General features: G+C 70.8%; 23 protein-coding genes. 9 read left to right on the top strand and 14 right to left on the bottom strand.

Going from position 1 to position 23,789, the window contains the following annotated elements; genetic code table 11:
• Window positions 1–34: 34 nt before the first annotated feature.
• The 3 genes from JOD63_RS02680 to JOD63_RS02670 are packed head-to-tail and all read right to left on the bottom strand — an operon-like array spanning window position 35 to window position 2,142.
• Window positions 35–1,069 (bottom strand): siderophore ABC transporter substrate-binding protein, encoded by a 1,035-nt coding sequence (locus tag JOD63_RS02680; protein ID WP_052682644.1) that lies wholly within the window; start codon window positions 1,067–1,069, stop codon window positions 35–37.
• A gap of 25 nt (window positions 1,070–1,094) precedes the next feature.
• Window positions 1,095–1,601: a GNAT family N-acetyltransferase gene (locus tag JOD63_RS02675; RefSeq protein ID WP_045277338.1), complete on the bottom strand. Its 507-nt coding sequence runs from the start codon at window positions 1,599–1,601 to the stop codon at window positions 1,095–1,097.
• Between the two features lie 25 nt (window positions 1,602–1,626).
• Window positions 1,627–2,142 carry a bifunctional nuclease family protein gene (locus JOD63_RS02670; RefSeq protein WP_245244134.1) on the bottom strand — a complete coding sequence of 172 codons (516 nt, stop codon included), beginning with the start codon at window positions 2,140–2,142 and terminating at the stop codon, window positions 1,627–1,629.
• Window positions 2,143–2,262: 120 nt separating this feature from the next.
• Here JOD63_RS02670 and JOD63_RS02665 point away from each other — a divergent pair, with 120 nt between their 5' ends.
• Complete coding sequence (locus JOD63_RS02665) at window positions 2,263–3,300, top strand: LLM class flavin-dependent oxidoreductase (protein ID WP_045277336.1); 1,038 nt, start codon at window positions 2,263–2,265, stop codon at window positions 3,298–3,300.
• An 86-nt stretch (window positions 3,301–3,386) separates the two neighbouring features.
• On the opposite strand, the gene JOD63_RS02660 is transcribed toward JOD63_RS02665, so the two are convergent.
• The 4 genes from JOD63_RS02660 to JOD63_RS02645 all read right to left on the bottom strand — a co-directional run bounded on the left by JOD63_RS02660 (window position 3,387) and on the right by JOD63_RS02645 (window position 7,606).
• Window positions 3,387–4,769, bottom strand: coding sequence for an FAD-binding oxidoreductase (locus JOD63_RS02660; RefSeq protein ID WP_045277335.1), 1,383 nt, complete (start codon window positions 4,767–4,769; stop codon window positions 3,387–3,389).
• 237 nt (window positions 4,770–5,006) lie between these two features.
• The gene (locus JOD63_RS02655) at window positions 5,007–6,098 is read right to left on the bottom strand and encodes a DNA glycosylase AlkZ-like family protein (protein ID WP_045277334.1); all 1,092 of its coding nucleotides are present in this window, start codon (window positions 6,096–6,098) and stop codon (window positions 5,007–5,009) included.
• Between the two features lie 82 nt (window positions 6,099–6,180).
• Entirely contained in the window at window positions 6,181–7,107 is a 927-nt protein-coding gene (locus JOD63_RS02650) for an SDR family NAD(P)-dependent oxidoreductase (RefSeq protein WP_045277333.1), read from the bottom strand.
• A gap of 109 nt (window positions 7,108–7,216) precedes the next feature.
• Entirely contained in the window at window positions 7,217–7,606 is a 390-nt protein-coding gene (locus tag JOD63_RS02645) for a nitroreductase family deazaflavin-dependent oxidoreductase (RefSeq protein ID WP_052682643.1), read from the bottom strand.
• Between the two features lie 163 nt (window positions 7,607–7,769).
• On the opposite strand from JOD63_RS02645, the gene helR reads away from it, so the two are divergent.
• Complete coding sequence (helR, locus tag JOD63_RS02640) at window positions 7,770–10,058, top strand: RNA polymerase recycling motor ATPase HelR (RefSeq protein WP_045277331.1); 2,289 nt, start codon at window positions 7,770–7,772, stop codon at window positions 10,056–10,058.
• Window positions 10,059–10,075: 17 nt separating this feature from the next.
• Window positions 10,076–10,447, top strand: coding sequence for a PH domain-containing protein (locus tag JOD63_RS02635; RefSeq protein WP_045277330.1), 372 nt, complete (start codon window positions 10,076–10,078; stop codon window positions 10,445–10,447).
• Window positions 10,448–10,558: 111 nt separating this feature from the next.
• Here JOD63_RS02635 and JOD63_RS02630 read toward each other — a convergent pair whose 3' ends face one another.
• The 5 genes from JOD63_RS02630 to JOD63_RS02610 all read right to left on the bottom strand — a co-directional run bounded on the left by JOD63_RS02630 (window position 10,559) and on the right by JOD63_RS02610 (window position 14,651).
• Window positions 10,559–12,046: an HNH endonuclease signature motif containing protein gene (locus JOD63_RS02630; protein ID WP_045277329.1), complete on the bottom strand. Its 1,488-nt coding sequence runs from the start codon at window positions 12,044–12,046 to the stop codon at window positions 10,559–10,561.
• A gap of 88 nt (window positions 12,047–12,134) precedes the next feature.
• A complete protein-coding gene (locus JOD63_RS02625; RefSeq protein ID WP_084613791.1) occupies window positions 12,135–12,590 on the bottom strand; it encodes a DUF6176 family protein in 456 nt (151 codons plus the stop codon).
• Between the two features lie 82 nt (window positions 12,591–12,672).
• Window positions 12,673–13,128 carry a GNAT family N-acetyltransferase gene (locus tag JOD63_RS02620; RefSeq protein WP_045277328.1) on the bottom strand — a complete coding sequence of 152 codons (456 nt, stop codon included), beginning with the start codon at window positions 13,126–13,128 and terminating at the stop codon, window positions 12,673–12,675.
• Window positions 13,129–13,197: 69 nt separating this feature from the next.
• The gene (locus tag JOD63_RS02615; protein ID WP_045277327.1) at window positions 13,198–13,920 is read right to left on the bottom strand and encodes an NUDIX hydrolase; all 723 of its coding nucleotides are present in this window, start codon (window positions 13,918–13,920) and stop codon (window positions 13,198–13,200) included.
• A 149-nt stretch (window positions 13,921–14,069) separates the two neighbouring features.
• Entirely contained in the window at window positions 14,070–14,651 is a 582-nt protein-coding gene (locus JOD63_RS02610) for a dihydrofolate reductase family protein (RefSeq protein WP_169748436.1), read from the bottom strand.
• A 171-nt stretch (window positions 14,652–14,822) separates the two neighbouring features.
• On the opposite strand from JOD63_RS02610, the gene JOD63_RS02605 reads away from it, so the two are divergent.
• Complete coding sequence (locus JOD63_RS02605; RefSeq protein WP_045277325.1) at window positions 14,823–15,311, top strand: FBP domain-containing protein; 489 nt, start codon at window positions 14,823–14,825, stop codon at window positions 15,309–15,311.
• A gap of 43 nt (window positions 15,312–15,354) precedes the next feature.
• On the opposite strand, the gene JOD63_RS02600 is transcribed toward JOD63_RS02605, so the two are convergent.
• On the bottom strand, window positions 15,355–17,022 hold the full coding sequence (locus JOD63_RS02600) for an ABC1 kinase family protein (RefSeq protein WP_045277438.1): 1,668 nt from the start codon (window positions 17,020–17,022) through the stop codon (window positions 15,355–15,357).
• A 40-nt stretch (window positions 17,023–17,062) separates the two neighbouring features.
• The gene (locus JOD63_RS02595) at window positions 17,063–17,650 is read right to left on the bottom strand and encodes a PadR family transcriptional regulator (RefSeq protein WP_045277324.1); all 588 of its coding nucleotides are present in this window, start codon (window positions 17,648–17,650) and stop codon (window positions 17,063–17,065) included.
• A gap of 212 nt (window positions 17,651–17,862) precedes the next feature.
• Between JOD63_RS02595 and JOD63_RS02590 the strand changes: the two genes are divergently transcribed.
• The 5 genes from JOD63_RS02590 to JOD63_RS02570 all read left to right on the top strand — a co-directional run bounded on the left by JOD63_RS02590 (window position 17,863) and on the right by JOD63_RS02570 (window position 23,651).
• Window positions 17,863–18,282: a YciI family protein gene (locus tag JOD63_RS02590; RefSeq protein WP_045277323.1), complete on the top strand. Its 420-nt coding sequence runs from the start codon at window positions 17,863–17,865 to the stop codon at window positions 18,280–18,282.
• A gap of 87 nt (window positions 18,283–18,369) precedes the next feature.
• Complete coding sequence (locus JOD63_RS02585; protein WP_045277437.1) at window positions 18,370–19,644, top strand: RNA polymerase sigma factor; 1,275 nt, start codon at window positions 18,370–18,372, stop codon at window positions 19,642–19,644.
• A gap of 134 nt (window positions 19,645–19,778) precedes the next feature.
• The gene (locus JOD63_RS02580) at window positions 19,779–21,290 is read left to right on the top strand and encodes a SulP family inorganic anion transporter (RefSeq protein WP_045277322.1); all 1,512 of its coding nucleotides are present in this window, start codon (window positions 19,779–19,781) and stop codon (window positions 21,288–21,290) included.
• Window positions 21,291–21,333: 43 nt separating this feature from the next.
• Window positions 21,334–21,984, top strand: coding sequence for a TetR/AcrR family transcriptional regulator (locus JOD63_RS02575; RefSeq protein ID WP_045277321.1), 651 nt, complete (start codon window positions 21,334–21,336; stop codon window positions 21,982–21,984).
• Window positions 21,981–23,651 (top strand): MDR family MFS transporter, encoded by a 1,671-nt coding sequence (locus JOD63_RS02570; protein WP_045277320.1) that lies wholly within the window; start codon window positions 21,981–21,983, stop codon window positions 23,649–23,651. Before JOD63_RS02575 ends, JOD63_RS02570 begins: the two co-directional genes overlap by 4 nt.
• The last annotated feature ends 138 nt before the right edge of the window (window positions 23,652–23,789 follow it).

Genomic DNA, 23,789 nt, shown 5'->3' with positions numbered 1-23,789 from the left:
GTCGGTGAGAAGCGCTTCAGAGCTCTGCGCTCGATCAGGCGGACAGGCCGTCGTGCACCGCGGTCAGCACGTTCTCGATCGCGGTGAGGCCGTTGATCACGATGTAGAGCTCGCTGGCGGGGAGGTAGATGATCTGGCCCTCCGCACCGGCGGTCGTCTGCGCGACGAGCTCATTGTCGAGCGTCTCCTCGGCGCTCGCCGCGTCACCGGTGGCCGCGCCGCGATCGAAGGCGATGATCCAGTCGGGGTTCGCGGTGAGGATGAACTCGTTCGTGACGGTGTCGCCGTGCGACGAACCCTCGGCGCCGGGCAGGTCGGCGGCCGCGACGGCCGGCTCGAAGCCGAGCTCGTCGAAGAAGTAGCCGAAGCGCGAGCCCTCGCCGAATGCTCCGTACTCGCCGCCCGAGACCGACAGCACCAGGGCAGTGCCCGTGGCCTCGTCCTGAACCGTGGTGACGAGCTCGTCGATCTCGGCGACGCGCTCGGCCACCGCATCCTCTGCGCCGAAGATCTCGCCGAGCTGCTCAGCACGCTCGAGGCCCTCGGCCGGGGCGAAGGTGCCGGCGTACGCGCCGGTGAGGTCGATCGTGGTGGCGATCTCCGACAGCTCGTCATACTGACCGGTGCTGCGCGCCGCGACGACGATCAGGTCGGGCTCGAGCTCGGCGACGGCCTCGAAGTCGGGCTCGAACAGCGTTCCGACCTTGGGGAGGTCGGCGTACTCCGACAGGTACTCGGGGAGGGCGATGTCGGGGATGCCGACGACCGCGTCACCCGCACCGATCGCGTCGAGCGTGTCCAGGGTCGCGATGTCGAACGTCACGACGGCCTCGGGCTGGTACGGCACCTCGACCGATCCGCGGTCGACCTCGGTGTCCTCCTGGTAAGAGGACTCGCCGTCCTCCTCGACGAGCACCAGCGTGGGCTGGGCGTCGGCGACGGTGACCGTCTGAGGTGCAGCCTCGGCGGCGGGTTCGTCGGCCGGGGCGGCCGTGGCACAGCCGGTGACTGCGAGGCCGGCGGCGGCGAGGAGGGCAAGGGACCAGGATGCTCGTGTGGTGGTGGGCATGTAGGCAAGCCTAACCTAACTTGAACTACCTCCCAGACACTGCGAGCGCGTTGAGCTCCGCTCCCGTCATGCGCTGCGTGGTCCACTCCGCCATGGGCACGGCGCCGATCGAGCGATAGAACCCGATCGCGGGCGCATTCCAGTCGAGCACCGTCCATTCGAGCCGCGAGTACCCGCGTTCGACGCACACCTCCGCCAGCGACGAGATGAGGGCCTTGCCGTAGCCGTACGCCCGCTGGTCCTCGTTCACGTAGAGATCCTCGAGCCAGATGCCGAGGCGGCCGGTCCAGGTCGAGTAGGTCAGGAACCACAGGGCGATCCCGACGATCGTCCCGTCGCGCTCGACGACGTGCCCGAACGCCTTCGGCATCTCGGAGAAGAGCGTCTCGGTGATCATCTCGACGGTGTTCTCGACGGCATCGGGCTCGCGTTCGTACACCGCGAGGGCGTGGATGCAGGCGAGGATGCCGGGCTCGTCGCCGGGTCGCGCCGGTCGGAGGACGGCGCCGTGGGCGAGGGTGCGAGGGGTCACCCGTCGAGGCTATCGGTGTGGGGGGTCAGCCGCGGAAGTCGTCGGGGTCGACGTCTTTGAGGAACTCCTGGAACTCCGCGATGGAGTCCTGCGCCGCCTCGGCCTCGTCGGCGCCGACGGTGATGTCGGCGACCCCGGCCTCTGCGAGCACGGCATCGGCGACCCAGATCGTCGCCCCGGTGCGGGCTGCGAGTCCGATCGCATCCGACGGCCGCGCGTCGACGATCCGCTCCCCCGCCGGGCCCGTGACGGTGATCTCGGCGTAGTACGTGCCATCGTCGATGCGCGTCACCTCGACCTTGTCGACCTGTGCGTCCATCGCCTCCAGGAGCGAGCGCATGAGGTCGTGCGCCATGGGTCGAGGCACGTCCGCACCCTCGACGGCGACGAGGATCGACGTCGCCTCCAGTGAGCCGATCCAGATCGGCAGGATGCGCCCCTCCCCCGGAAGGGCGTCGATCGGCCCCAGCAGCACCACGTGCTGCCCGCTCTCGTCCATCGCGATACCGACGACCCGCACCTGCACCATTCCGCCTCCCATCACCAGGCTTCCTGCCATCGTAGGCCGGGCCGGCGCCGCGCGGCATCGCCCCGGACCCTCTGCCCCTCAGTCGTATGCATTCACCGGAATGGATAGCGTCCGCGTACCGTTGAGTCCGTCATGCAGAGATTCGGAACCCTCTCGTTCGGCCACTACGGCCCCCTCGGCGGTGGCAGGCAGCTGACCGCCGGCGACTCGATGCTCCAGGCGATCGACCTCGCCCAGGGCATGGACGACCTCGGCGTCAACGGCGCGTACTTCCGCGTGCACCACTTCGCGCGCCAGCAGTCCTCGCCGATGCCGCTGCTCGCCGCGATCGCGGCGAAGACGCAGCGCATCGAGATGGGCACCGGCGTCATCGACATGCGGTACGAGAATCCCCTCTACCTCGCCGAGGAGGCCGCCGCCGTCGACCTCATCTCGGACGGCAGGCTGGCGCTCGGCGTCAGCCGTGGGTCACCCGAGACCGTCGTGCGGGGCTACGAGGCGTTCGGCTACACCGGGTCGAGCGATCCGCGCGGCGCAGACCTGGCCCGTGAGCACTTCGACCTGTTCCTGCGCGCGATCGCCGGCGACGGGCTCGCAGAACGCGATGGATCGAGCCCGTTCGGCACCGGTGCGAGCGGGCTGCAGCGCATCGAGCCGCACTCGCCCGGCTTGCGCTCGCGCGTCTGGTGGGGCGCGGGCAACCGCGACTCGGCCGAGTGGGCGGGCCGCATGGGCGTCAACCTCATGTCGTCGACCCTGCTCACCGAGGCCGACGGCACGCCGTTCGATCTGCTCCAGGCCCAGCAGATCGATGCGTTCCGCTCCGCCTGGCGCGAAGCCGGGCACGCCGGCGAGCCGCGCGTGTCGGTGAGCAGGTCGATCTTCCCGCTCACGACCGCGGAGGACCACATGTACTTCGGCGGCCGGCAGGACGGCGATCAGATCGGCGTGATCGACGGGATGCGCTCGACCTTCGGCAAGACCTATGCGGCCGAGCCCGACGTGCTCGTCGAGCAGCTGAAGGAGGATGCCGCGATCGCGGCCGCCGACACGCTGATGCTCACCATCCCGAGCCAGCTCGGTGTCGAGTTCAATCTCCGCGTCGTCGAATCCTTCGCGAAGCACGTGGCTCCGTCACTGGGCTGGGAGTCGACGCTGCGGAGCGTGTGAGCCTCCGCAACGCGTGAGCCTCCGCCGTTCTCGGCCCGTAGACAGACGCAGGCCCCGGACCCGTCGCGGGTCCGGGGCCTGATCCGTCAGCGCGAGACCGGTCGCGCGGCGGCGAACACATCCTCCGGATCGAACTGCTCCTTGAGCTCGCTGAGCCGCTCGGCGGCGTCGCCGAATCCGGCGCGCGGGTCGGCACCCCCGTCGATGAAGGTGAGGGCGAGCGCGTCGGTGCGCCACGGCGTGAAGGCTGCAGCTCCCGCCTGCACGGTCGCGAGTGCCCCCGGCCGCGCCTGCGGCACCGGCACGACCGTGATGGCGTGCAGCAGGAACTCGCCGGCGATCGCCGAGACCGCGCCCCCGTGCGACGCGGGACGTGCAGCCGCCCCGCCGATGTGCCGGATCTCGGTGACGAAGAGGCCGGGTGTCGCCGAGACCGTGACGAACGTGTCGACCGCATCCGCAGGGAAGCCGCTGAGCACGACGTGCGCGTTGACCGACGGTGTGGGGTCGGGCGGATCCATGTGCACCGCGACGAGGGCGGCGGCCGGGATCCGGGAGAAGGTGTCGATCTCGGGCGCCAGCGAGCGGAGCGGAGCGAGGATGCCCTCGGCGACAGCATCCGATTCGAGGATCGCACCGTCGACGACCACGACCGACCGACCCGACAGGAATGGCGGGAGCTCGGGCATCGGCGGGAAGTTCATGACTCGCAGAGCTGTCGTGGCGGACTCGGGCGCGGATGCTGCGAACTGCGCCCACGCCTCCGTCACCTCCGCGGTGTGCGAGGCATCCCACAGCAGCATCCCGGCGAACACGTCGGCCAGGGGCAGCAGCTCGATCTCGAGGGAGACGACGACGCCGAACGAGCCCGAGCCGCCGCGCACCGCCCAGAAGAGGTCGGCGTTCTCGGTCGCGCTCGCCCGGACGATCACGCCGTCGGCGGTCACGAGCTCCACGGCGCGGACGCTGTTGACGGCGAGCCCGTGGGCGCGTGCGTAGAACGAGAGTCCGCCGTTGAGGCTGTATCCGGCGACCGACACGTCTCCGGCACTGCCGTGCAGCGCCGTCAGCCCGTGGTGGGCGGCGACGAGCAGCACGTCGTTCCAGTGGGAGCCGCCGAGGACGGTCGCCGTGCTGGTCGCGGGGTCGATCGACACACCGCGCAGCCGCGAGAGCGACATCAGCACCGTGTCGCTCAGATCGGTGTCGGCGAGCGCGCCCGCGCCGTGCCCCGTGGACTGGGGAGCCACGCGCAGTCCGACGGCGACGGCGGCGCGCACCGCGTCGACGACGTCTTCGGTGTTCTCGGGGCGCGCCACGGCGAAGGGCCGCTGATCGAAGGCGGTGTTCCACGGCCGGCGCTGGTCGTCGTACCCCGCGTCGCCGGCGAACAGGATGCGGTCGCCCAGGGCGTCGCGCAGGATGCCGCGCTGCTGGTCGACGGTGAGGGCGAGCAGATCGATGGTCATATGCGTTCCTTGGTGAGTCGGGCCCCGAGGCAGAGTGGACGGGAGCGGTTCTGAGCGGACCCGGCGGGGCGAAGACCCGGCGACCGAACCCTGAGGCCGGCGTCCAGCGCCGAGCCATCCCCGAAGAGGAGCAGCCTCGGCGCACTCAGATACGTGCGGCGTCCATTTCGAGTGGACTGTTCACCCCGGTCCGGTCACGCCAGCCCGTCATTCACGCCAGCCGGTCACGCCCGCCGGTCACGCCAGTCCGGTCACGCCCACCCCGAGCCACTGTGCGAGCTCGTCGATCTCCGCGCGGACCATCTCGGCCTCTTCGGGTTCGAACGGCAGGAACTCGTGCACCGCGTTGACGCGCAGCACCTCACGCTCGCGGTCGACTTCGGCCTCGAGCATCCCGACGAATCGATCGCCCGACAGGATCGGATGCGCGAAGTAGCCGTACCTGCGCTGCGGTTTCGGCTTGAACTGCTCGAGCACGTACTCGAACTCGAAGAGGTCGCGGAGGCGCCCCCGGTCGAACAGAAGCCTGTCGTACGGGTTGAGGAACGCGACGCGGCCGCCCGCATCGTCGTCTTCGCGCAGAGAGGCGAGGGCTTCGGGGTCGACCCGGAACTTCCCCGTGCTCCCCTCGACGACTGCCGGCTCGCCCGACGTCTTGCCGGCGCCGTTCCACCACCAGTGCGGCTTCGCGAGGCCCGCGGCACGGAGCATCCGCTCTTCGAGCAGGCGGGCGGCCTCGTCGTCGCCGTACTCCGGAAGGTCGTTCGGATAGACCCGCTCGGCCAGATCCCAGCGCTTGCGCCTCCCCTCCCGGCCGACGACGGCGACCTCGCCCTGTCGCAGCAGGAAGTCGAGCATGATCGGCACCTGGTTCGACCCGCTCCATCCGTCGGGCGCGCGACTGACCTGGGCCGTGTCGGGGATGTCGGAGGTGAGGAGCGCGCCGTCCGATCTCAGGCGGTCGAGGATGTCGCGACGGAACCGGTCGTTCGCCTCGAGCCACTGCTTCGTCTTCTCACGGGTCGGCCACCGCCGCATCGCCGGACGCATGAGCGGCAGCAGGCTCATCGGGCGGAAGCCGCCGTCGAATTCGAACAGCAGCCGATCGAGTTCGACCGCCTTCTGAAGCTGTCCCGGCTCGTACGACCAGCCGATGCGCGACCAGAGCACGGTGTGCTCGCACGGGGCGATCGTCGCTGTCGGGTCGATCTTGACGTACCCGATCTGCTCGGCGACCTCGACGACGTCGCCGGGGCGGTCGGCGTCGAGCAGCTGCGCGCGCACGATGATGCGACGCGCCTCGTCACGGGTGAGCCGGTGCGGGGTCACCCGTGCAGGCTACCGCCGGACCGAGTGTCACTGCGCGCCTCGTCACGGGTGCCGGGCACATCACGGTCGGGGAGCCTCGCCGTCACACGACAGCGCCGACGGCGAGCGCCTCACCCGTGCCCCACGCGCGAGCGCCATCGGAGCGGTCGGTGAGGGTGTGGAACGGACGCTGCTCGCGCGGCGGGCCGCTCATGCCGAATGCCCCGGCTGGGGCGAACATGCGCGGGCCGACGATCTCGGCGGTGCCGTACTCGGCGCGCAGCGCGGCGAGGGCCGTGCGCGCCGCCGACGCCGGAGAGTGGCCGAGCCGCGCCGCCAGGCGCGCCCCCGCACCCGTGCCCTGCTTCTCACGGATCGCCGGGGCGATGCCCGTGTCGGGCACGACTCCGGGGTGGCAGAGGTTCACCGCGAGCCCCCAGTGATCTGCGGCGCTGCGCCGGGCGAGCTCGACCGCGAACAGGCCGAGCAGCATCTTCGACGACGCATAGGCACGGAGCGGCGCGTACCGCTCGGTGCTCTGCAGGTCGCGCCACGGCACATGCCCGCGGGCTGCGGCGAGGCTGCACTGCACGGCCACCCGCGTGCGCGACGACCGCAGCAGAGGCAGGAGCGCGCGGGTGAGGGCGTAGTGCCCGAGGAAGTTCGTCTGGAAGTGGGCCTCGAACCCGTCGGGTGTGACGTGGCGCACCGGATCGCCGAGGAGCACGATGCCGGCGTTGAGCACGAGCAGGTCGATCGGATCCTCTTCGGCGATCAGCTCCTCGGCGACCGCGGCGACCGATTCGAGTCGCGTCAGGTCGAGATCGCGCAGCTCCACGGCGGCATCCGGCACCGTCTCCCGGATCCGCGCGATCGCCGCGTCACCGCGAGCGCGGGAGCGGACCGGCATGATGACGCGGGCGCCCGCCGCCGCGAGGGCGCGCGCGATCTCCAGGCCCACCCCGCTGCTGGCTCCGGTGACGAGGGCTGTTCGGTCGTCGAAATCGTGCAGGCTCGGCTGTGACGTCATGGCATCCCCCAGGATGTGTCGTCTCTTCCCCGCGGCGCGCGCGCCGCCTCCCCCTCAGAGCATGGCGCGGATCGCGCTGATACGGAATGGCTTCCGCGAAACGCGTGCGTCAGGCGGAGACGTCGTACGCGAACACCGGATGCTCCGCCACGATGGCCTCGAAAGCCTCGAGCGGCTCCTCCGGCCCCGCGGCGACGACCGGACGGACGACCGGCGTCTTCTGCACATACCGCTGGAGCACGCGTGCCGCGGTCGCGGCATCCGTCACCTCTCGCGCCTCGATGCGCTGCATGCGGCGACCCTGCTGAAGCGTCGCGACACGTGCTGCCCGGAGGTTGTGCACCCAGGCGACCGGCCCATACGGCGCGACGAGGTAGTCGATGCCGTCGACCGCGATGGGCGTGACGGGAACGGTGCGCGGCTCGCCGCTCGTGCGACCCACGACGGTGAGCGATGCGACGCCGCCGGGCGTGATGCCCCGGCGGGCGAGCCAGGCCATCATCCGATCGATGCGGCTGCGGAACGGTGTGCGCTTGTAGGTGTCGACGGTGTTCCTTCCCTTTCCATTATCCGCGCAGGAGGGGGGCTTGCCGCAAGGGCCCCCTGCTGGGGCAGAATCGCAGGTCGGCCGGAAGATCCGGCCGACGGAACAGAAGGACCACGTGACCGAGACCCCCGTCTTCGACCTGCCCCCGAACCTGTCGGCGAAGGCCGACCGCGCCCTGATCGCCGCCGACGTCGAGCACTTCGCCGCGATCGACGTCGCGCTGCGCACCCAGCTCGCCGACCTGACTGCACGCCTGGAGGTCACGCGCCTCGCCCCGGCGCGCGGTGGGCAGCTCGCCCTCGATCGTGACCTCGAGGTGCACCGTCTCACGGCGCGGATCCGGGCGCTGCGCCGGTTCGGACTCGATGCGTGCCTCGGCCGCGTGGTTCCCGCCGACGGGTCGCCCCCGACCTACATCGGCCGGTTCGGACTGTCGGATGCCGATGGCCGGCGCCTGCTCGTGGACTGGCGCGCCCCCGCCGCCGAGCCGTACTTCGCCGCGACGTTCGCCGACCCGCGCGGCCTCGCCTCACGCCGGCGCTACCGGTGGGGCGGCGGACGCGTCCGCGATTACTGGGATGAGGCGTTCACCGCGGAGGCAGCCGCCTCGGGCACGGCGCTCGACGACGAGTCCGCGTTCATCGCGAGCCTCGGCACGAGCCGTTCGCCCCGGATGCGCGACGTGCTGAGCACGATCCAGGCGGATCAGGATGCGATCATCCGAGCGGACTCGGCGGGCGCCCTGGTCGTCGACGGGGGTCCCGGAACGGGCAAGACAGTGGTCGCGCTGCATCGCGCCGCGTATCTCCTCCACGCCGATGCGCGGCTCGGTGAAGGGCACGGCGGCGTGCTCGTCGTCGGGCCGCACGAGCCGTACCTCGCCTTCGTGGCCGACGTGCTGCCCGCGCTCGGCGAGGACAGCGTGCAGACCTGCACGCTGCGCGACCTGGTGCGCGAGGGAGCGGATGCCGCGCCGGAGGGCGACCCGCGCATCGCGCGGCTGAAGGCGGATGCGCGGCTGGTCGACGCGATCGAGCCGGCGGTGCGCCTGTACGAGGAGCCGCCGACCCGCGATCTCGTCGTGGCGACGCCGTGGATGGACCTGCTCGTGACCGCGACGGACTGGGCGGAGTCCTTCGCGTCGGCCGAGCCCGGGCTCCCCCACAACGATGCGCGCGATCAGGTGTGGGAGAGCCTGCTCGACATCCTCGCCGATCAGGTCGACCCCGACGCAGTCGCCCCGCATCTGCTGCGCCGGGCCCTGGTGCAGAACGAGGAGCTCGGCCGCGCGTTCACGCGTGCGTGGCCGCTGGTGGAGGCATCCGTTCTCGTGGCCGACCTCTGGACGGTGCCGGCGTACCTGCGGCGGTGCGCGCCGTGGCTGAGCCCCGACGAGGTCGCGGCGCTGCAGCGCCCGGCGGGGTCGGCGTGGACGCTCGCCGACCTGCCGCTGCTCGATGCCGCGCGGCGGCGACTGGGCGACCCCGCGGCATCCCGCGACCGTCGCGTGCGCCGGGCCCGGCTCGACGCCGAACGCGAGTACATGGCGCAGGTCGTCGACCGGCTGAAGGAGGCCGGCGACGAGCTGATGCAGTGGATGGACGGCGATGACCTGCGCAACAGCCTGGTCGACGAAGCTGTGCTGACACCGCGCGATGCCGATCTGCTCGCCGGGCCGTTCGCCCATGTGATCGTCGATGAGGCGCAGGAGCTCACCGATGCGCAATGGCGGATGCTGCTCGCCCGCTGCCCCTCGCGGAGCTTCACCATCGTGGGTGATCGCGCCCAGGCTCGCCACGGCTTCACCGAGTCGTGGGAGGAGCGCCTCGACCGCGTCGGATTCACGCGGGTTCGCCGGGCCGAACTGCGGGTGAACTACCGCACGCCGGCGGAGGTGATGGCCGAGGCGGAGCCGGTCATCCGCGCGGCGATCCCCGACGCGAACGTGCCCACCTCGATCCGATCGAGCGGCATCGCGGTGCGCCGCGGGACGGTCGGCGAGCTTCGGGACGTGCTCGAGGAGTGGCTCGCCGCGCATGCCGAGGGTGTGGCGTGCGTGATCCTGGCTGCCGATGGCGGGGTGCTCAATTGCGGGACGGTCGATGGTGGGGTGCTCAATTGCGGGACGGTCGATGGTGGGGTGCTCGATGGCGGGGCGGTCGATGGCGGGGTGCTCGAGGACGCCGCTGCGCTTCTCGATGAGGCGAAGACAGATGCCGGCTTCTGGAGCGACGTCGCCGACTCGTCACGTGTGCGTGTGCTCACTCCGGAGACGGCGAAGGGGCTCGAGTTCGACCTCGTCGTGCTGGTCGAGCCCGAACGGTTCGGCGACGGGATCGAAGGCGCCGTCGATCGATACGTCGCGATGACGCGCGCGACGTCGACACTGGTCGTTCTCGAGTGAAGTGACATGATCGCGGAATGGAAGCCGCACTGCTCATGACCTGGACGCTCCAGCAGGAGATCCCCGTTCCCACCGATGTGACGCCGCTGCTCGTGGAGGGCGAGCAGCCCGTCGCGTCGTTCAAGACGTTCCGCGACTCCGCCACCTTCACGACCAAGCGGCTGATCGTGCGCGACGCCCAGGGCATCACCGGGAAGAAGGTCGAGGTGTATTCGCTGCCGTACCGCTCGATCGAGATGTGGTCGTCGGAGAACGCCGGCAAGCTCGACTGGAACTCCGAGATCGAGCTGTGGACGAAAGCCGGCCACATCAAGATCAAGCTCGGGAAGGGTGCAGACGTTCGGCGCCTCGACAGCCTGCTCGCCTGGGCGGTGCTGCAGCAGCATTGAGCGCGGCGGCGCCACAGCACTGAGGGTGGTGCCGCATCACGGACTCGGCACGGCGCCACGGCGGCGCGGCGCTCAGCGACCCAGCGGCAGAGAGCGCAGCGCATCTGCACGTCAGAACGGGGCCGGCTCGACCGACGGACGGAACACGGGCATCGCGCGCTCGGGCTGCACCCGGTACACCCGCCCCGCAGGTGAGGTCCATTCGAGCTCGCCGGCACCGCCGACCTGGCGCACCGACCAGCCGCCGTGATGTTTGACCATGTGGTGCCCGCGGCACAGCGGAGCGAGATTGTCGATCGATGTCGTGCCGCCGTGCTCCCAGGCCACCGTGTGGTCGATCTCGCACCGGGACGCTGGGATCGAGCACCCGGGAGCCAAGCATCGGTCCGCTCGCCACCGCACCAGCCGTCGCAACGAGGGCGGCGGACGATAGAGCTCTCGCCCGACCGACAGCACAGCCCCCGTCTCGGGATGCGTGAGCACCCGCATCCAGCCTTCCGCACCTCCGCACAGCTCCCGCGCCCGATCGAGCGGGATCGGGCCAACGCCCTCGACGATCGGCAGCTCGTGCCACGTGGGAACGGGCGTCACCCCGCCTCCGCTCGGATCGCCCGCGCCCGCACCAGATCGAGCACCGGCATCAGCACCCGATCCAGCACCAGCACCGGCACCAGCACCCGATCCAGCACCGGCACCGGCACCAGAACCAGCGCCCGCTTCAGCCGCAGCCGCGCCGTCGCCGTCAGCCGCACCGCCGATCCGCACGCAGCCCTCGAGCAGCGAGAGCACCGGAACGGTGACGGAGACCGTCGCACGAACGCCCGACGCCTCGCGCGGGTGGTCGCCGGTCACGCCGTCCACGAGCAGGTCGCCGACGATGTCGGCACGCAGCTGATCGAGCGTCCGCGACTCCCCCTCCGCAGCTGCGAGAACCTTCGCCATGCGCGTCACCCGACCGTGGGCGGCCTGCACCTCTACGGCGGGTGCGAGAAGCACCAGCCAGGCCATGCCATCGGGCGCCGGCTCGACCACCAGCCGTCGCTGCACCAGGGCAGCTTCGTGCCGTTGCGCGAGCGACTCGTATCGCACGGCCTCGATCAGCTTCGAGAGCAGTCGACGAAACCGGCCGACGGGCTCCGCCTCGGCGATCGCAAGCGCCCGGGGCAGGATCGTCGATCGATACTGCGGCTCGACATCGTCGAGGGCATCGACCAGCAGGTCGGAGTGCCGCTCCGTGATGCGCCCCTCGGAGAGGGCATCGAGCGCAGGCCGATACCGATTCACCAGAGCCTCGGCGCGGGTGATCAGCGCCCCGGCTGCGTACTCGGTGACACGCAGCGCCATCGCGATCTCGAGCCGCACGGCCCGCTCGACCACGTCGGTCTGACGGCGACCGTCGTGCGCGGCGTCGACCAGAGCCTCGCGTCGCATCGCATTCACCCGCACCGCGCGCTGCGCCGCGTAGACGGCCATCATCACATCGACCTCGCGGACGAGATCGAGCGCGTCGGGTCGGCAGTCCTCGGCGAACCGCTCCCAGTCGTCACCACCCGGGTCGGAACCCTGCTGTTCCGGTGTGGGTTCGCCGACGTCTGCCATACCCAGACTTTAGAACATACCTCCGACATCCCTGCCGGTCGTGCATACCTCACGTCCGCCTCCGACGGCCAGGCCCGCGAGCCCGCGACTACTCCACCCGCCCAGAGCCACCCCACCGCTCCATGGCGTCGCGCAGATGCGCCGGAGTGAGCATGAACATCGGCTCGAGCTCTTCCCAACCGGGTTCCTTGACGCGACGGCTGTAGGCGGCATGCGCGGCGTCGACCGGATTCGACTCGTCCAAGCCGCCGCCGTCTTCGCCCATCAACGCCAGGTGATAGATCCAGAGCGAACCATCCGCTTCGCGGTGCTTGAACGTCGCTTCGAACACCGCACGCTCGGCCGGCAGCGTCTCGACGCATTCGTCGTAGCGCTGGGTGAGCATCGACATCCACTCCTCGAGCTCGACCTCCTTGCCGTCCACGACACGGGAGCGACTCAGCTCGAGGCGCAGCCCGGGCGGCACCGTCGCCGGCATCGCATGGCCTGCGAAATCACGCGGCACGGGACGGAACGGGATGCGCGGCACAGCATCATCAGCCATGCTCAGAACCCTTCCACACTCACTCTCATCCGGGTGCGGCCGGTCCCGCCCCTGGTCGACCCCGCCGTCGACTCAGCGGCCCTCAGCCCCGCGGCTTCGGTTTCATGTCGTAGGTGACCCACTGCGTCGCCACTGCGTGGCTGTCGTAGAGCGAGCGCGCCGTCGCATTGTCGGCCGCCGTGATCCATCGCACGACGCTCGCTCCGCCGTCGGCTGCCAGACCCGCAGCCGCCTCGAGCAGCAGAGCCCCGGCACCCTTCCCTCGAGCCGCCGGCGCCGTGAACAGGTCGTCCAGATACAGCGCCATAGTCGCCGACGACGGGCGCGCGAACCAGCGCAGGTTGGCGAGAGCCACCGGTACGTCTCCATCGACGGCGATGAGTCCGACCATGCCGTGCTCGCCGTCGCGCACCCAGCGCCACGTCGTCTCGACAGCACCCGCATCCTCGGCGAGCCGATAGAACCGGCGATACCCCGCGTACAGCTCGGCCCAGGCCTCGGCATCCCGCGGCTCGACCGGCCGCACCGTCATCGTCATCCGAACACCGTAACCGCGTGCGCGCGCCTCGACACTCCCGTCGCCGAGCCCGGCCCGCACAGGCCCGCGTCACACCTCGGGATCGACCGCGCCGAGACCGACGAGCGGCAGCTCGCGCGCCCGGTCCCACGGCTCGGTCCAGCCGAGTCGGTCGAACACGCCGTCGAGCAGCATCGCGGTGAACCCCCACACCAGGTGGGCGCCGGTCGCATGCGGCACCAGGAACCCCGGCCCTCGCCACTCGTCGCCGCCCCGCCGGAGCACCGTCACGCCGCGCCGCGAAGGATCGAGCAGGTCCGCCACCGGCGCACGGAACACCGCCGACGACTCGGCCTCGTCGACGACATCGACAGGCGACGGATGCCGCCACCAGCCGACGACCGGGGTGACCAGGTGCCGCGAGTAGTCCAACGGCACGGCGGCGAGGGTTCCGAGCACGTCGACACCGGCGGGGTCGAGGCCGGTCTCCTCGCGGGCTTCGCGCAGTGCCGCGGCGACGGCATCCTCGTCGCCGGGATCGATGCGCCCACCTGGGAACGCGACCTGGCCCGCGTGCGAGCGCAGCGTCGACGCGCGGGCGAGCAGGAGCACGTCGAGGTCGCGCGACACGGGCGCGGCGCCGACCCGATCGCTCGGCAGGTCGTCGAGCACGCCGAACAGCATCAGCACCGCCGCAGGGCGGGCATCACGCGGCAGGGGCCAGTCGCGACCGACGGCGCCGCTCCCCGCACCCGCCGCGACCAGAGCCGAGAGCTGTGCCCGTGCGGACGTCGGATCGGCAGCTGTCGGCATCCGCTCAGGCTACGCCCGACATCCGACACACAGGCGCGACACCGTGGCCGGCCCGGTCGCTCGACCCGGCTCACTCAAACCGCGCAGACCTCGTCTACCCCACGCAAGCGAGACCCGCACCCCCCAGGCCCGCACCGCGCGAGAGTCCCTCACTCCGGCCGCACCACCCGGTACCGCACGTGGGTGGCAAGCGATACCGGACGGACCGAGATCTGCTCGAGTTCCAACGGCCCGACACCGTCGAAGAGCCGCAGTCCGCCCCCGATCACGGTCGGCGAGATCTGCAGCATGAGTTCGTCGACGAGCCCCGCGGCCAGGTAGGCGTTGGCGGTGGTCGGGCCGCCGGCGATGTGCACGGTGCCGTCGCCCGCGGCATCCTTCGCCCTCTCGAGTGCCGCGTGGATGCCGTCGGTCACGAAGTGGAACGTCGTGCCGCCCTCCACCTCGAGCGACTCCCGCGGGTGGTGCGTCAGCACGAAAACCGGCCGGTGGTACGGCGGGTTCGGCCCCCACCAGCCGCGCCAGTCACCCGTCCACTCCCCGCGGACCGGACCGAACATGTTCCGGCCCATGATGTACGCACCCGCCGACACGATCGCGTCGATCTCGGCCCGGCTCTCGTCGGGGGTGTCGAACATCCAGCGGTGGAGGTCTTCCGGCGCCACGTCGCCGAATGGGCGCTCCTCGGTCTGGTTGTGCCCCGAGCCGACGGCGTCGAGGGAGATGGACATGGTCGCGATCACACGGGTCACGGGGATGCCTCCGATCAGTCGGGCTGCTCGAGGTCGACGCTAGCGTCCGCCGGCCGAGGACGGCACCCGCCCCCAGCATCCGCCCCAGAGCGCCCGCTCACCCCACGGGGCGTAGACTCGCCATCCCCCCGATCCGAAGACCCGACAGACATGCAGCCTCTCACCGACACCCAGATCCGCGCCTCCTTCATCAACGCCTCGCGCAGCGAGCGCAAGAACCTCAGCCTCCCGGCGGACTTCGACTCGCTGGACTGGGACCGCCTCGACTACCTCGGCTGGCGCGACCCGAAGCTGCCGCAGGTTGCGTACCTCGTCGCCTCGATCGACGGCGAACCGGCCGCGCTGCTGCTGCGCCGCACCGATGCACGACCCCGCACGCGTCCGCAGTGCTCGTGGTGCAGCGACATCCACCTGCCGAACGACGTCGTGATGTACGTCACGAAGCGCGCGGGCGACGCCGGCCGCCGCGGCGACACCGTCGGCACCCTCATCTGCGAGGACTTCGAGTGCTCGCAGAACGTGCGCAAGCTCCCGCCGCTCGCCTACACCGGGTTCGACCGCGAGGCGGCGCGCGACCGCCGCATCGACGCCCTGCGTGCAAGCGTGGAGGCCTTCGTGCGCGATGTGCGGGGCGACTGACCGCCCGCTGCGAACGGACGGATGCCGCGACCCGGCGCCCGGCTCAGCGCCGCCCCACCCCGGCCAGCAGCGCGTACGCCGCCGGCACCGTCGACAGCCACATCAGCACCGCGCCGAACACGATGCCGTCGACGTGCAGCACGGCGCCGGCGACGAGCATCCCGGCGAACACGACCCCGGCGACCGCTCGGCGACCCATCCGCTCGAGCGCGCGCATGCGCGCATCCAGCTTCGGTGTCTCGACGGCCACGCGTCCGTCCTCGATGCGCGTCACGAGGTCGTCGAGACGTCGGGGCAGCCGAGCGGTGATGCCGGCGACGGCCACCGCCTCACGGGCGAACGCCTGCACGGCGTTGCCGCTCTCGGCGCGCAGCAGGCGCTGCGCGTACGGCTCCACGGCATCCCAGACGTTGAACTGCGGATCGAGCGAACTGCACATGCCCGAGGTGAGCGAGATCGCCCGCACGATGAGCAGGAAGTTCTCGGGCAGCTGGAACGGCATCGCCCGCATCGTGTCGCCGAACTGCGCCGCGAAGTCGCGGAACTCGCGCTCGTCGACCTTCTGCAACTCGGCGAACCCCATGCCGCCGAACCGGGCGAACAGGGCCGTCATCGCGCGCTCGAGCTCGGCGGTGTCGGCGCTCGGCAGCAGCACGCCGATGTCGCGGATGCTCTCGATGAGCCGGGCGCCGTCGCGCGAGGCGACCGCGATGATGACCCGCTGCAGCCCGGTGCGGAGGCGATCAGGGACCTCGCCCATCATCCCGAAGTCGATGAAGGTCAGGTGCCACGATCCGTCGTCGTGCGGGGTGACGAAGATGTTCCCCGGGTGCGGATCGGCGTGGAACCAGCCCCGATCGAACAGCTGGTCGAACATGACGGATGCGAAGCGGTCGGCCACCTCCGACGGATCGATGCCGGCGGCCCGCAGGCCCTCGACGTCGTTGATCTTGATCGCCGTGACGTCTTCCAAGGTGAGCACGCGCCCCGTGGTGCGCTCCCACGCCACCTCGGGCGCCGCGACCCGCTCGTCGTCGGCGAAGGTCTCGCGGAAGCGCTCGGCGCTGCCCGCCTCGTGGAGGTAGTCGATCTCCTCCGCGCTCGTGACGGCGAACTCCTCGACGAGCTCGGGGAGGTCGACGTGCTGGCGCACCACGCCGACGCGGTTGAGCCACCCGGCGACCTTGCGGAGTGCCGCGAGGTCGACCGCGACGACCTCGTCGATCCCCGGGCGCTGCACCTTGACGACGACGTCGGCGAAGCCCGCGTCGGCGGCCTCGGCGTCGGCCAGCCGGGCCCGGTGCGCCTGACCGAGGGATGCCGCGGCGACCGGCACCGGATCGAACGCGGCGTACGCCCGATCGAGCGGCATCCCGAGCTCCGCTTCGGCGAGCGCGCGGATCGCGGCGAACTCCACCGGGGGCACCTCGTCCTGAAGCCCTTCGAGCTCGCGGGTGATCTCGGGGGGAAGCACGTCGAGGCGCGACGAGAGGAACTGCCCGACCTTGATCATGAGCCCGCCGAGGTCGATCGCGAGGCCGTGGAACCGGCGGGCGATCCGCTGGAACCGCGCCGTCCGACCGCGTGCGGCGAAGGACGCCAGGCCCACCCGCGGCAGCACGAGTTCGAACCACCACGCCTGCACCATGTACCGCCCGGCGAACCGCAGGATGCGGCGGTAGCGGGCGCGCGAGCCCCGGGCACCGGTCATCATGCCTCCATGATGCCGACGCCGGGGCGCTCCGGGGCCGTCACTCCTGCGCGAGGATCGCGTACAGCTTGCGCCGCGCGTCGTCGAGCACGGCGACGGCCTCGGCCACCTGGGTGCTCGTGCCGGTGCGGCCGACCGTGGCGGCCGCCTGCGCCAGCTTGGCGCCGGCCTTGGGCAGCGCGGTCGCGCGCGCGGCATCCTTCATGCCCGCCGACTCCCACGGCGCGGACTGGTCGGCCCCCTCGGCCTCGGTGCGTCCCGACTCGGTGAGCGAGTACACCTTCTTGCCCCCCGACTCCTCGGCGGAGATGAGGCCTTCATCAGAGAGCATCTGCAGCGTCGGGTAGACCGAGCCGGGGCTCGGCTTCCACAGGCCGCCGCTGCGCTGCTCGATCTCGTGGATGATCTGGTAGCCGTGCATCGGCTGCTCGGCGAGGAGCGCGAGCACCGCCGCGCGCACGTCACCGCGTCCCATTCGCGAGCCGAAGCCCGGACCAGGCGCCCCGCCGAATCGCTGCTCGAATCCTTCCCGCAGCTGATCGAGCGCGTCCCACAGACCCTGTCCACCCCAGTTCGCTCCGGGGATGTGACCTGCCCCGAAGCGGCCGTCGTCGTTCTGACCGTTCATGCTCCGACTCCTCACTCTGGTGCTCGACCTTCGCCGGGCGATACTTACCGATATATCGCTGACGACGGTCGCGCGGAAGACCCCGCCGCCTATTCACACCCGGCATCCAGGTTCCGAAGAAGAATCTTCACGTCGATGTCGATTCCGTCGGGCGCCGTTCGACGCGATAGTGAGAGGGGACGAAACAGTCCCCGCCGAACAGGGAGCAAGAGATGAAGCACATGCTGATCATGCGGGCCACGGCAGAGGGCGCGTCCCGCTACGAGGAGATGGACTTCGAGGCCGTCATCGACGCGATGGGCCGGTACAACGAGGCCATGATCACCGCCGGCGTGCTGGTCGCGGGCGACGGTCTCGCACCCGAACCGGGCTACGTCGTCGACTTCGAGGGCGAAGCCCCGATCGTCAGCGACGGCCCCTACGGCGAGGTTCACGAGCTGTTCAACGGCTTCTGGATCGTGCAGACCGCGACCGCGGAGGAGGCCCTCGAGTGGGCCAAGCGCTGCCCGCTCGGGCCCGGCGCCAAGCTCGAGGTGCGCCGCGTCACCGACGAGAGCGACTTCGCCGACTTCGCCGACAACGAGTACATCCAGAAGGAGAAGGAGTGGCGCGCCGCCGAGGCCGCATCCTGAGCACCGCCCGATCATGGGCACGTCTCCAACCATGAGCACCCTTCGAAAATGAGCATCGACGACACCCGGCGCACGGTCGACGACGCGATGGACGCAGAGCAGGACGCAGTCGTCGCATCGGACCGCGACACCCGGCGCACGGTCGAGGCCGTCTGGCGCATCGAGGGACGACGGATCACCGCATCCGTCGCCAAGATGACCGGCGACCTCGGCCTCGCCGAGGACGTCGCCCAGGAGGCGGTGCTCGAAGCGCTGCAGTCGTGGCCGGATGCCGGCATCCCCGCCAATCCGGGTGCGTGGCTCACGGCGGTCGCGAAGCGCCGCGTGATCGACGCCTGGCGCCGGCGCGAGCGCCTCGACGATCGGTACGCGGCCATCGCCCACACCCTCGACGAGGCGACCGACGAGGACTGGGAGCCGATCGACGACGACGTGCTGCGCCTGGTGTTCACCGCCTGCCACCCGGCGCTGTCGCGCGAGTCGCAGGTGGCCCTCACGCTGCGGGTCGTCGCCGGCCTGTCGACCGACGAGATCGCACGGATGCTGCTGACCACCGTCCCGACGGTGCAGGCGCGGATCACGCGGGCCAAGAAGTCCCTCACCGCCGCCCACGTGCCCTTCGAGACTCCCGACCCGTCGGAGTGGCCGTCGCGCCTGGGAGCCGTGCTCGGCGTCGTCTACCTCGTCTTCACGGAGGGGTACGCCGCGACCGGCGGGGGCCGGTGGGTGCGCCCCGACCTCGCCGACGAGGCGCTGCGACTCGGCCGCATCGTGTCGGGACTCCTCCCCCGCGAACCCGAGCCGCTCGCGCTCGTCGCGCTGATGGAGTTCCAGCGCTCCCGCTTCGCCGCACGCGAGACGCGCTCCGGCGAACCGGTGCTGCTGGCGGATCAGGACCGGTCTCGGTGGGACCACGGGCAGATCGCGCGTGCGGTCGCCCTTCTCGGCAGAGCGGATGCCGCGGCCTCCGCACGCCGGACCGGCCGAGGCGCGTACGCCCTGCAGGCCGCCATCGCAGGCTGCCACGCGATCGCGCCGAGCGTCGCCGACACCGACTGGGACCAGATCGTGCTGCTGTACGAGGTGCTCGGCCGGGTGGCCCCGAGCCCGGTCGTCGAGCTCAACCATGCGGTCGCCGTGTCGATGGCGAGCGGCCCGGCCGCCGCGCTCCCGCTCGTCGACGCGCTCGAGGCGTCGGGGGCGCTCCGCGGATCGCACCTCGTGCCGAGTGTGCGGGGCGAGCTGCTGGCACGGCTCGGGCGCCGCGACGAGGCGCGCTCCGAACTCCTCACGGCCGCCGCCCTCACCGCGAACGCCGCCCAGCAGCAGGTGCTGCGGGGGAAGGCCGAGGCGCTCCGCTGAGGCGCACCGGCGGCCGCGTCTCCGACGGACCGGCGCGGCCTCCTCGCCGGTAGAATCGGCGAGGCCGCAGGAGCGGCATCCGCACGATCGCGCGGCGCACCGGCGCGCTCCACCCGCCGACATCGAGGAGCGCCATGACAGCCGTCGCCCCATCCCCCGATCGCGCTTCGCGCTACCGCAGCGAGCCGACCGTTCTGCAGGCGCTGCGAAGCCCCCGCCTGCTCACCCGCGAAGTGCTCGCCGGGCTCGTCGTCGCACTTGCCCTCATCCCCGAGGCGATCGCCTTCTCGGTGGTCGCGGGGGTCGATCCGCGCGTCGGCCTCTTCTCGTCGTTCGTGCTCGCGGTGGTCATCGCCTTCACCGGCGGCCGTCCCGCGATGATCACCGCCGCAGCCGGCGCGGTCGCACTCGTGATCGCCCCGCTCGTGCACGAGCACGGCAGCGAGTACCTCATCGTCACCGTCGTGCTCGCGGGACTCATCCAGGTTCTCCTGGCCGTCCTCGGCGTCGCGAAGCTCATGCGGTTCATCCCGCGCAGCGTCATGGTCGGGTTCGTCAACGCCCTCGCCATCCTCATCTTCGTCTCGCAGCTGCCGCAGCTCATCGACGTGCCGTGGGCGGTGTACGTGCTCGTGGCCGCAGGTCTCGGCATCCTCGTCGTCTGGCCGAAGATCACCCGGGCGATCCCCTCGCCGCTCGTGGCGATCGTGCTGCTCACGGCGGCGGTCGTGCTGTTCGGCATCGACGCCCCGAACGTCGGCGACCAGGGCGAGCTGCCGCGGAGCCTGCCGGAGCTGCTCATCCCGTCGGTGCCTCTCACGTGGGAGACGCTGCAGATCATCGCCCCGACCGCGTTCGCCGTGGCCCTCGTCGGCCTGCTCGAGTCGCTCATGACCGCCAAGCTCGTCGACGACATCACCGACACGCACTCGCGCAAGACCCGGGAGGCCTGGGGCCTGGGCGTCGCGAACATCGTCTCCGGCTTCTTCGGCGGCACCGGCGGCTGCGCGATGATCGGCCAGACGATGATCAACGTGAAGACCGCTCGCGCCCGCACCCGCATCTCCACGTTCCTCGCCGGCGTCTGGGTGCTTGTCCTCGTCGTCGTGCTCGGCGACGTCGTCGCACTCATCCCGATGGCGGCGCTCGTCGCGGTGATGGTCCTCGTGTCGTTCTCGACGTTCGACTGGCACAGCATCCGTCCGTCGACGCTCCGGCGGATGCCGCGCAGCGAGACGCTCGTGATGGTGCTGACCGTCGTGGTCACGGTGTGGACGCACAACCTGGCGGTCGGCGTGATCGCCGGCGTCCTCGCCGCGATGGTGCTCTTCGCCCGCCGCGTCGCGCACTTCACGTCGGTGACGCGCACCGTCGACGGCGACACCGCGCGCTACCGGGTGCAGGGCGAGCTGTTCTTCGCGTCGAGCAACGATCTGACGACGCAGTTCGACTACGCGGCCGACCCGGCGCGGGTGGTCATCGACATGACGGGTTCGCACGTGTGGGATGCCTCGACCGTCGCCGCGCTCGACGCGATCGTCACCAAGTACGCCGCACGCGGAACGACCGTCGACTTCGTCGGCATGAACCCGGGCACCGCTGCCTTCCACGACCGCCTGAGCGGCGGGCTCGGCCCGGCAGCCTGATCGCGTTCTGCACTATCGCGCAGATAGTGCAATAATGCACTCCGTGATCGAAAGTGCAACCGGCGTCCGCGACCGCCGCCGCGCCGAGACGACCCGCACCCTCGTATCGCTCGCGCGCCGCGCGACGGCGGCGTCGGGACTCACCGGCTTCACCGTCGAGGAGCTCTGCGACGAAGCAGGCATCTCGCGGCGCACCTTCTTCAACTACTTCGCATCGAAGGAAGACGCCGTCCTCGGCTTCGCCCTGCACCACGACACGACCGAGATCGACGAGTTCTTCGTCGCGATGAGGCCGAAGACCGCACCCGGGGAGCTCTCGGCGAACCTCGTCTCCGACTACGCGGCGCTCACCGAGGCCCGGTGGACGTCCTTCGAGTTCGATCACACGGATGCAGCCGAGCTCATGGCCGCCGCGGAGCGCGAGCCGCGCCTGGTCACCCACATGATCGACCGCCATCGCGCAGACGAGGTGAAGGACTTCGCCCTCGTCGCACGTCGCGAAGGTCTTCCTGCTGACGACCCGCGCGTCGTCGCCGCAGTGCAGATCGTCGGCCACCTCGCGCGCATCGCCGTTCCGGCCTCGCTCGATCCCGACTCCCCCACGACCTTCGCCGCGGCGCTCGACCGCCAGATCGCCGCGGCCCACGCCCTCTTCTCATCGCAGACCCCGAACGACACCGAAAGCACCCGATGACAGCCACCGCCCCCACCCCGACCGTCGCCTCCGGCGACGGTCCGATGCTGCTGACGCAGCGACGCATCTGGATCATCTTCTCCGCCCTGATCGCGGGCATGCTCCTGTCGAGCCTCGACCAGACGATCGTCTCCACCGCGATGCCGACCCTCGTCGGCGAGCTCGGCGGCGTCGAGCATCAGGTCTGGATCACGAGCGCGTACATCCTCGCGACCACGATCGTCATGCCCATCTACGGCAAGTTCGGCGACGTGCTCGGACGGCGCAACCTCTTCCTGATCGCGATCGCGATCTTCACGCTCGCCTCGGTGGGATGCGCGTTCGCCGGCGACTTCTGGATGTTCGTCATCTTCCGCGCGATGCAGGGCCTCGGCGGCGGCGGACTCATGATCCTCTCCCAGGCGATCATCGCCGACATCGTGCCCGCGTCCGAGCGCGGCAAGTACCTCGGCCCCCTGGGCGCGATCTTCGGCCTGTCGGCGGTCGCCGGCCCCCTCCTCGGCGGCTACTTCGTCGACCACCTCACCTGGCAGTGGGCGTTCTACATCAACATCCCGGTCGGCATCATCGCCTTCCTCATCGCCCTGTTCGCGCTGAAGCTGCCGAGCAAGAAGGCCACGCAGCCGATCGACTGGCTGGGCGTGCTGTTCCTGTCGGCCGCGACCACGTGCCTCATCTTCTTCACCGACTTCGGCGGCGACCGCGACCACGGCTGGGACGACCCCGTCACGTGGGCCTGGGGCGCCGGGCTGCTCGCGGCGATCGCCCTGTTCGTCTTCACCGAGTCGCGTGCGGCCGACCCGGTGATGCCGCTGTCGCTCTTCAAGAACCCGGTGTTCGTCAACACGACGCTCATCGGCTTCGTCATCGGTATCGGCATGTTCGCCGCCATCGGCTTCGTGCCGACGTTCCTGCAGATGTCGTCGGGCACCTCGGCCGCGGCATCCGGTCTGCTGATGCTCCCCATGATGGTGGGCCTCATGGGCACCTCGATCGTCTCGGGACTTCTCATCACCAAGACCGGGCGCTACCGCATCTTCCCGGCCCTCGGCACGCTCATCACCGGCGCGACCATGGCCGTGATGACGACACTCACCGCGGAGACGCCGATCTGGCTCATCTGCGTGTACCTGTTCTTCTTCGGCGCCGGCCTCGGCCTCGTGATGCAGGTCGTCGTGCTGGTGGCCCAGAACTCGGTGCCCGCCACGCAGGTCGGCACGGCGACGAGCTCGAACAACTACTTCCGCGAAGCCGGTGCGGCGCTCGGCATCGCGGTGTTCGGCGCGATCTTCACCAGCCGCCTCACCGAGAATCTTCTCGCCGCGTTCACCGATGCTGGCGCCTCGCCCGATCAGGCCGCGGGCGCGGCCGCGACGATCGATCCCGCAGCCCTCAACGACCTGCCCGGACCGGTGCGCGACGCGATCGTGACGGCGTACGCCGATGCCCTCGCGCCGGTGTTCTGGTACCTGGTGCCGTTCATGGCCGTGGCGTTCATCCTGTCGCTGTTCCTCAAGGAGATCCCCCTGTCGGACGTGGCCGGACTAGTCGCGCGCGGCGAGGCGATCGGCGGCGAGGAGGCCGAGCGCCTCGAGGCCGAGCAGCGGGCCGCAGCGACGGCCGCGAAGGCCGCCGGAACGGGTGCCGGAGGCTCCTCGGGAGCCTGAGAACGGGTCGGAGAGACCGAACAGCGGGGCGCGTGATCAGGCATTTTCACGCGCCCCGCTCACATGTAACGTTCAGGTAACGCACCGGAACCGTCCAGACGAGGTGGGCAGACTCGGGGCCTTGTGCCGCCCGAACGG

This window comes from Microbacterium terrae (assembly GCF_017831975.1).
Classification (GTDB): domain Bacteria; phylum Actinomycetota; class Actinomycetes; order Actinomycetales; family Microbacteriaceae; genus Microbacterium; species Microbacterium terrae.
Note: the sequence above shows the minus strand (reverse complement) of the source record. Positions and strands in the feature narration are given on the sequence as shown.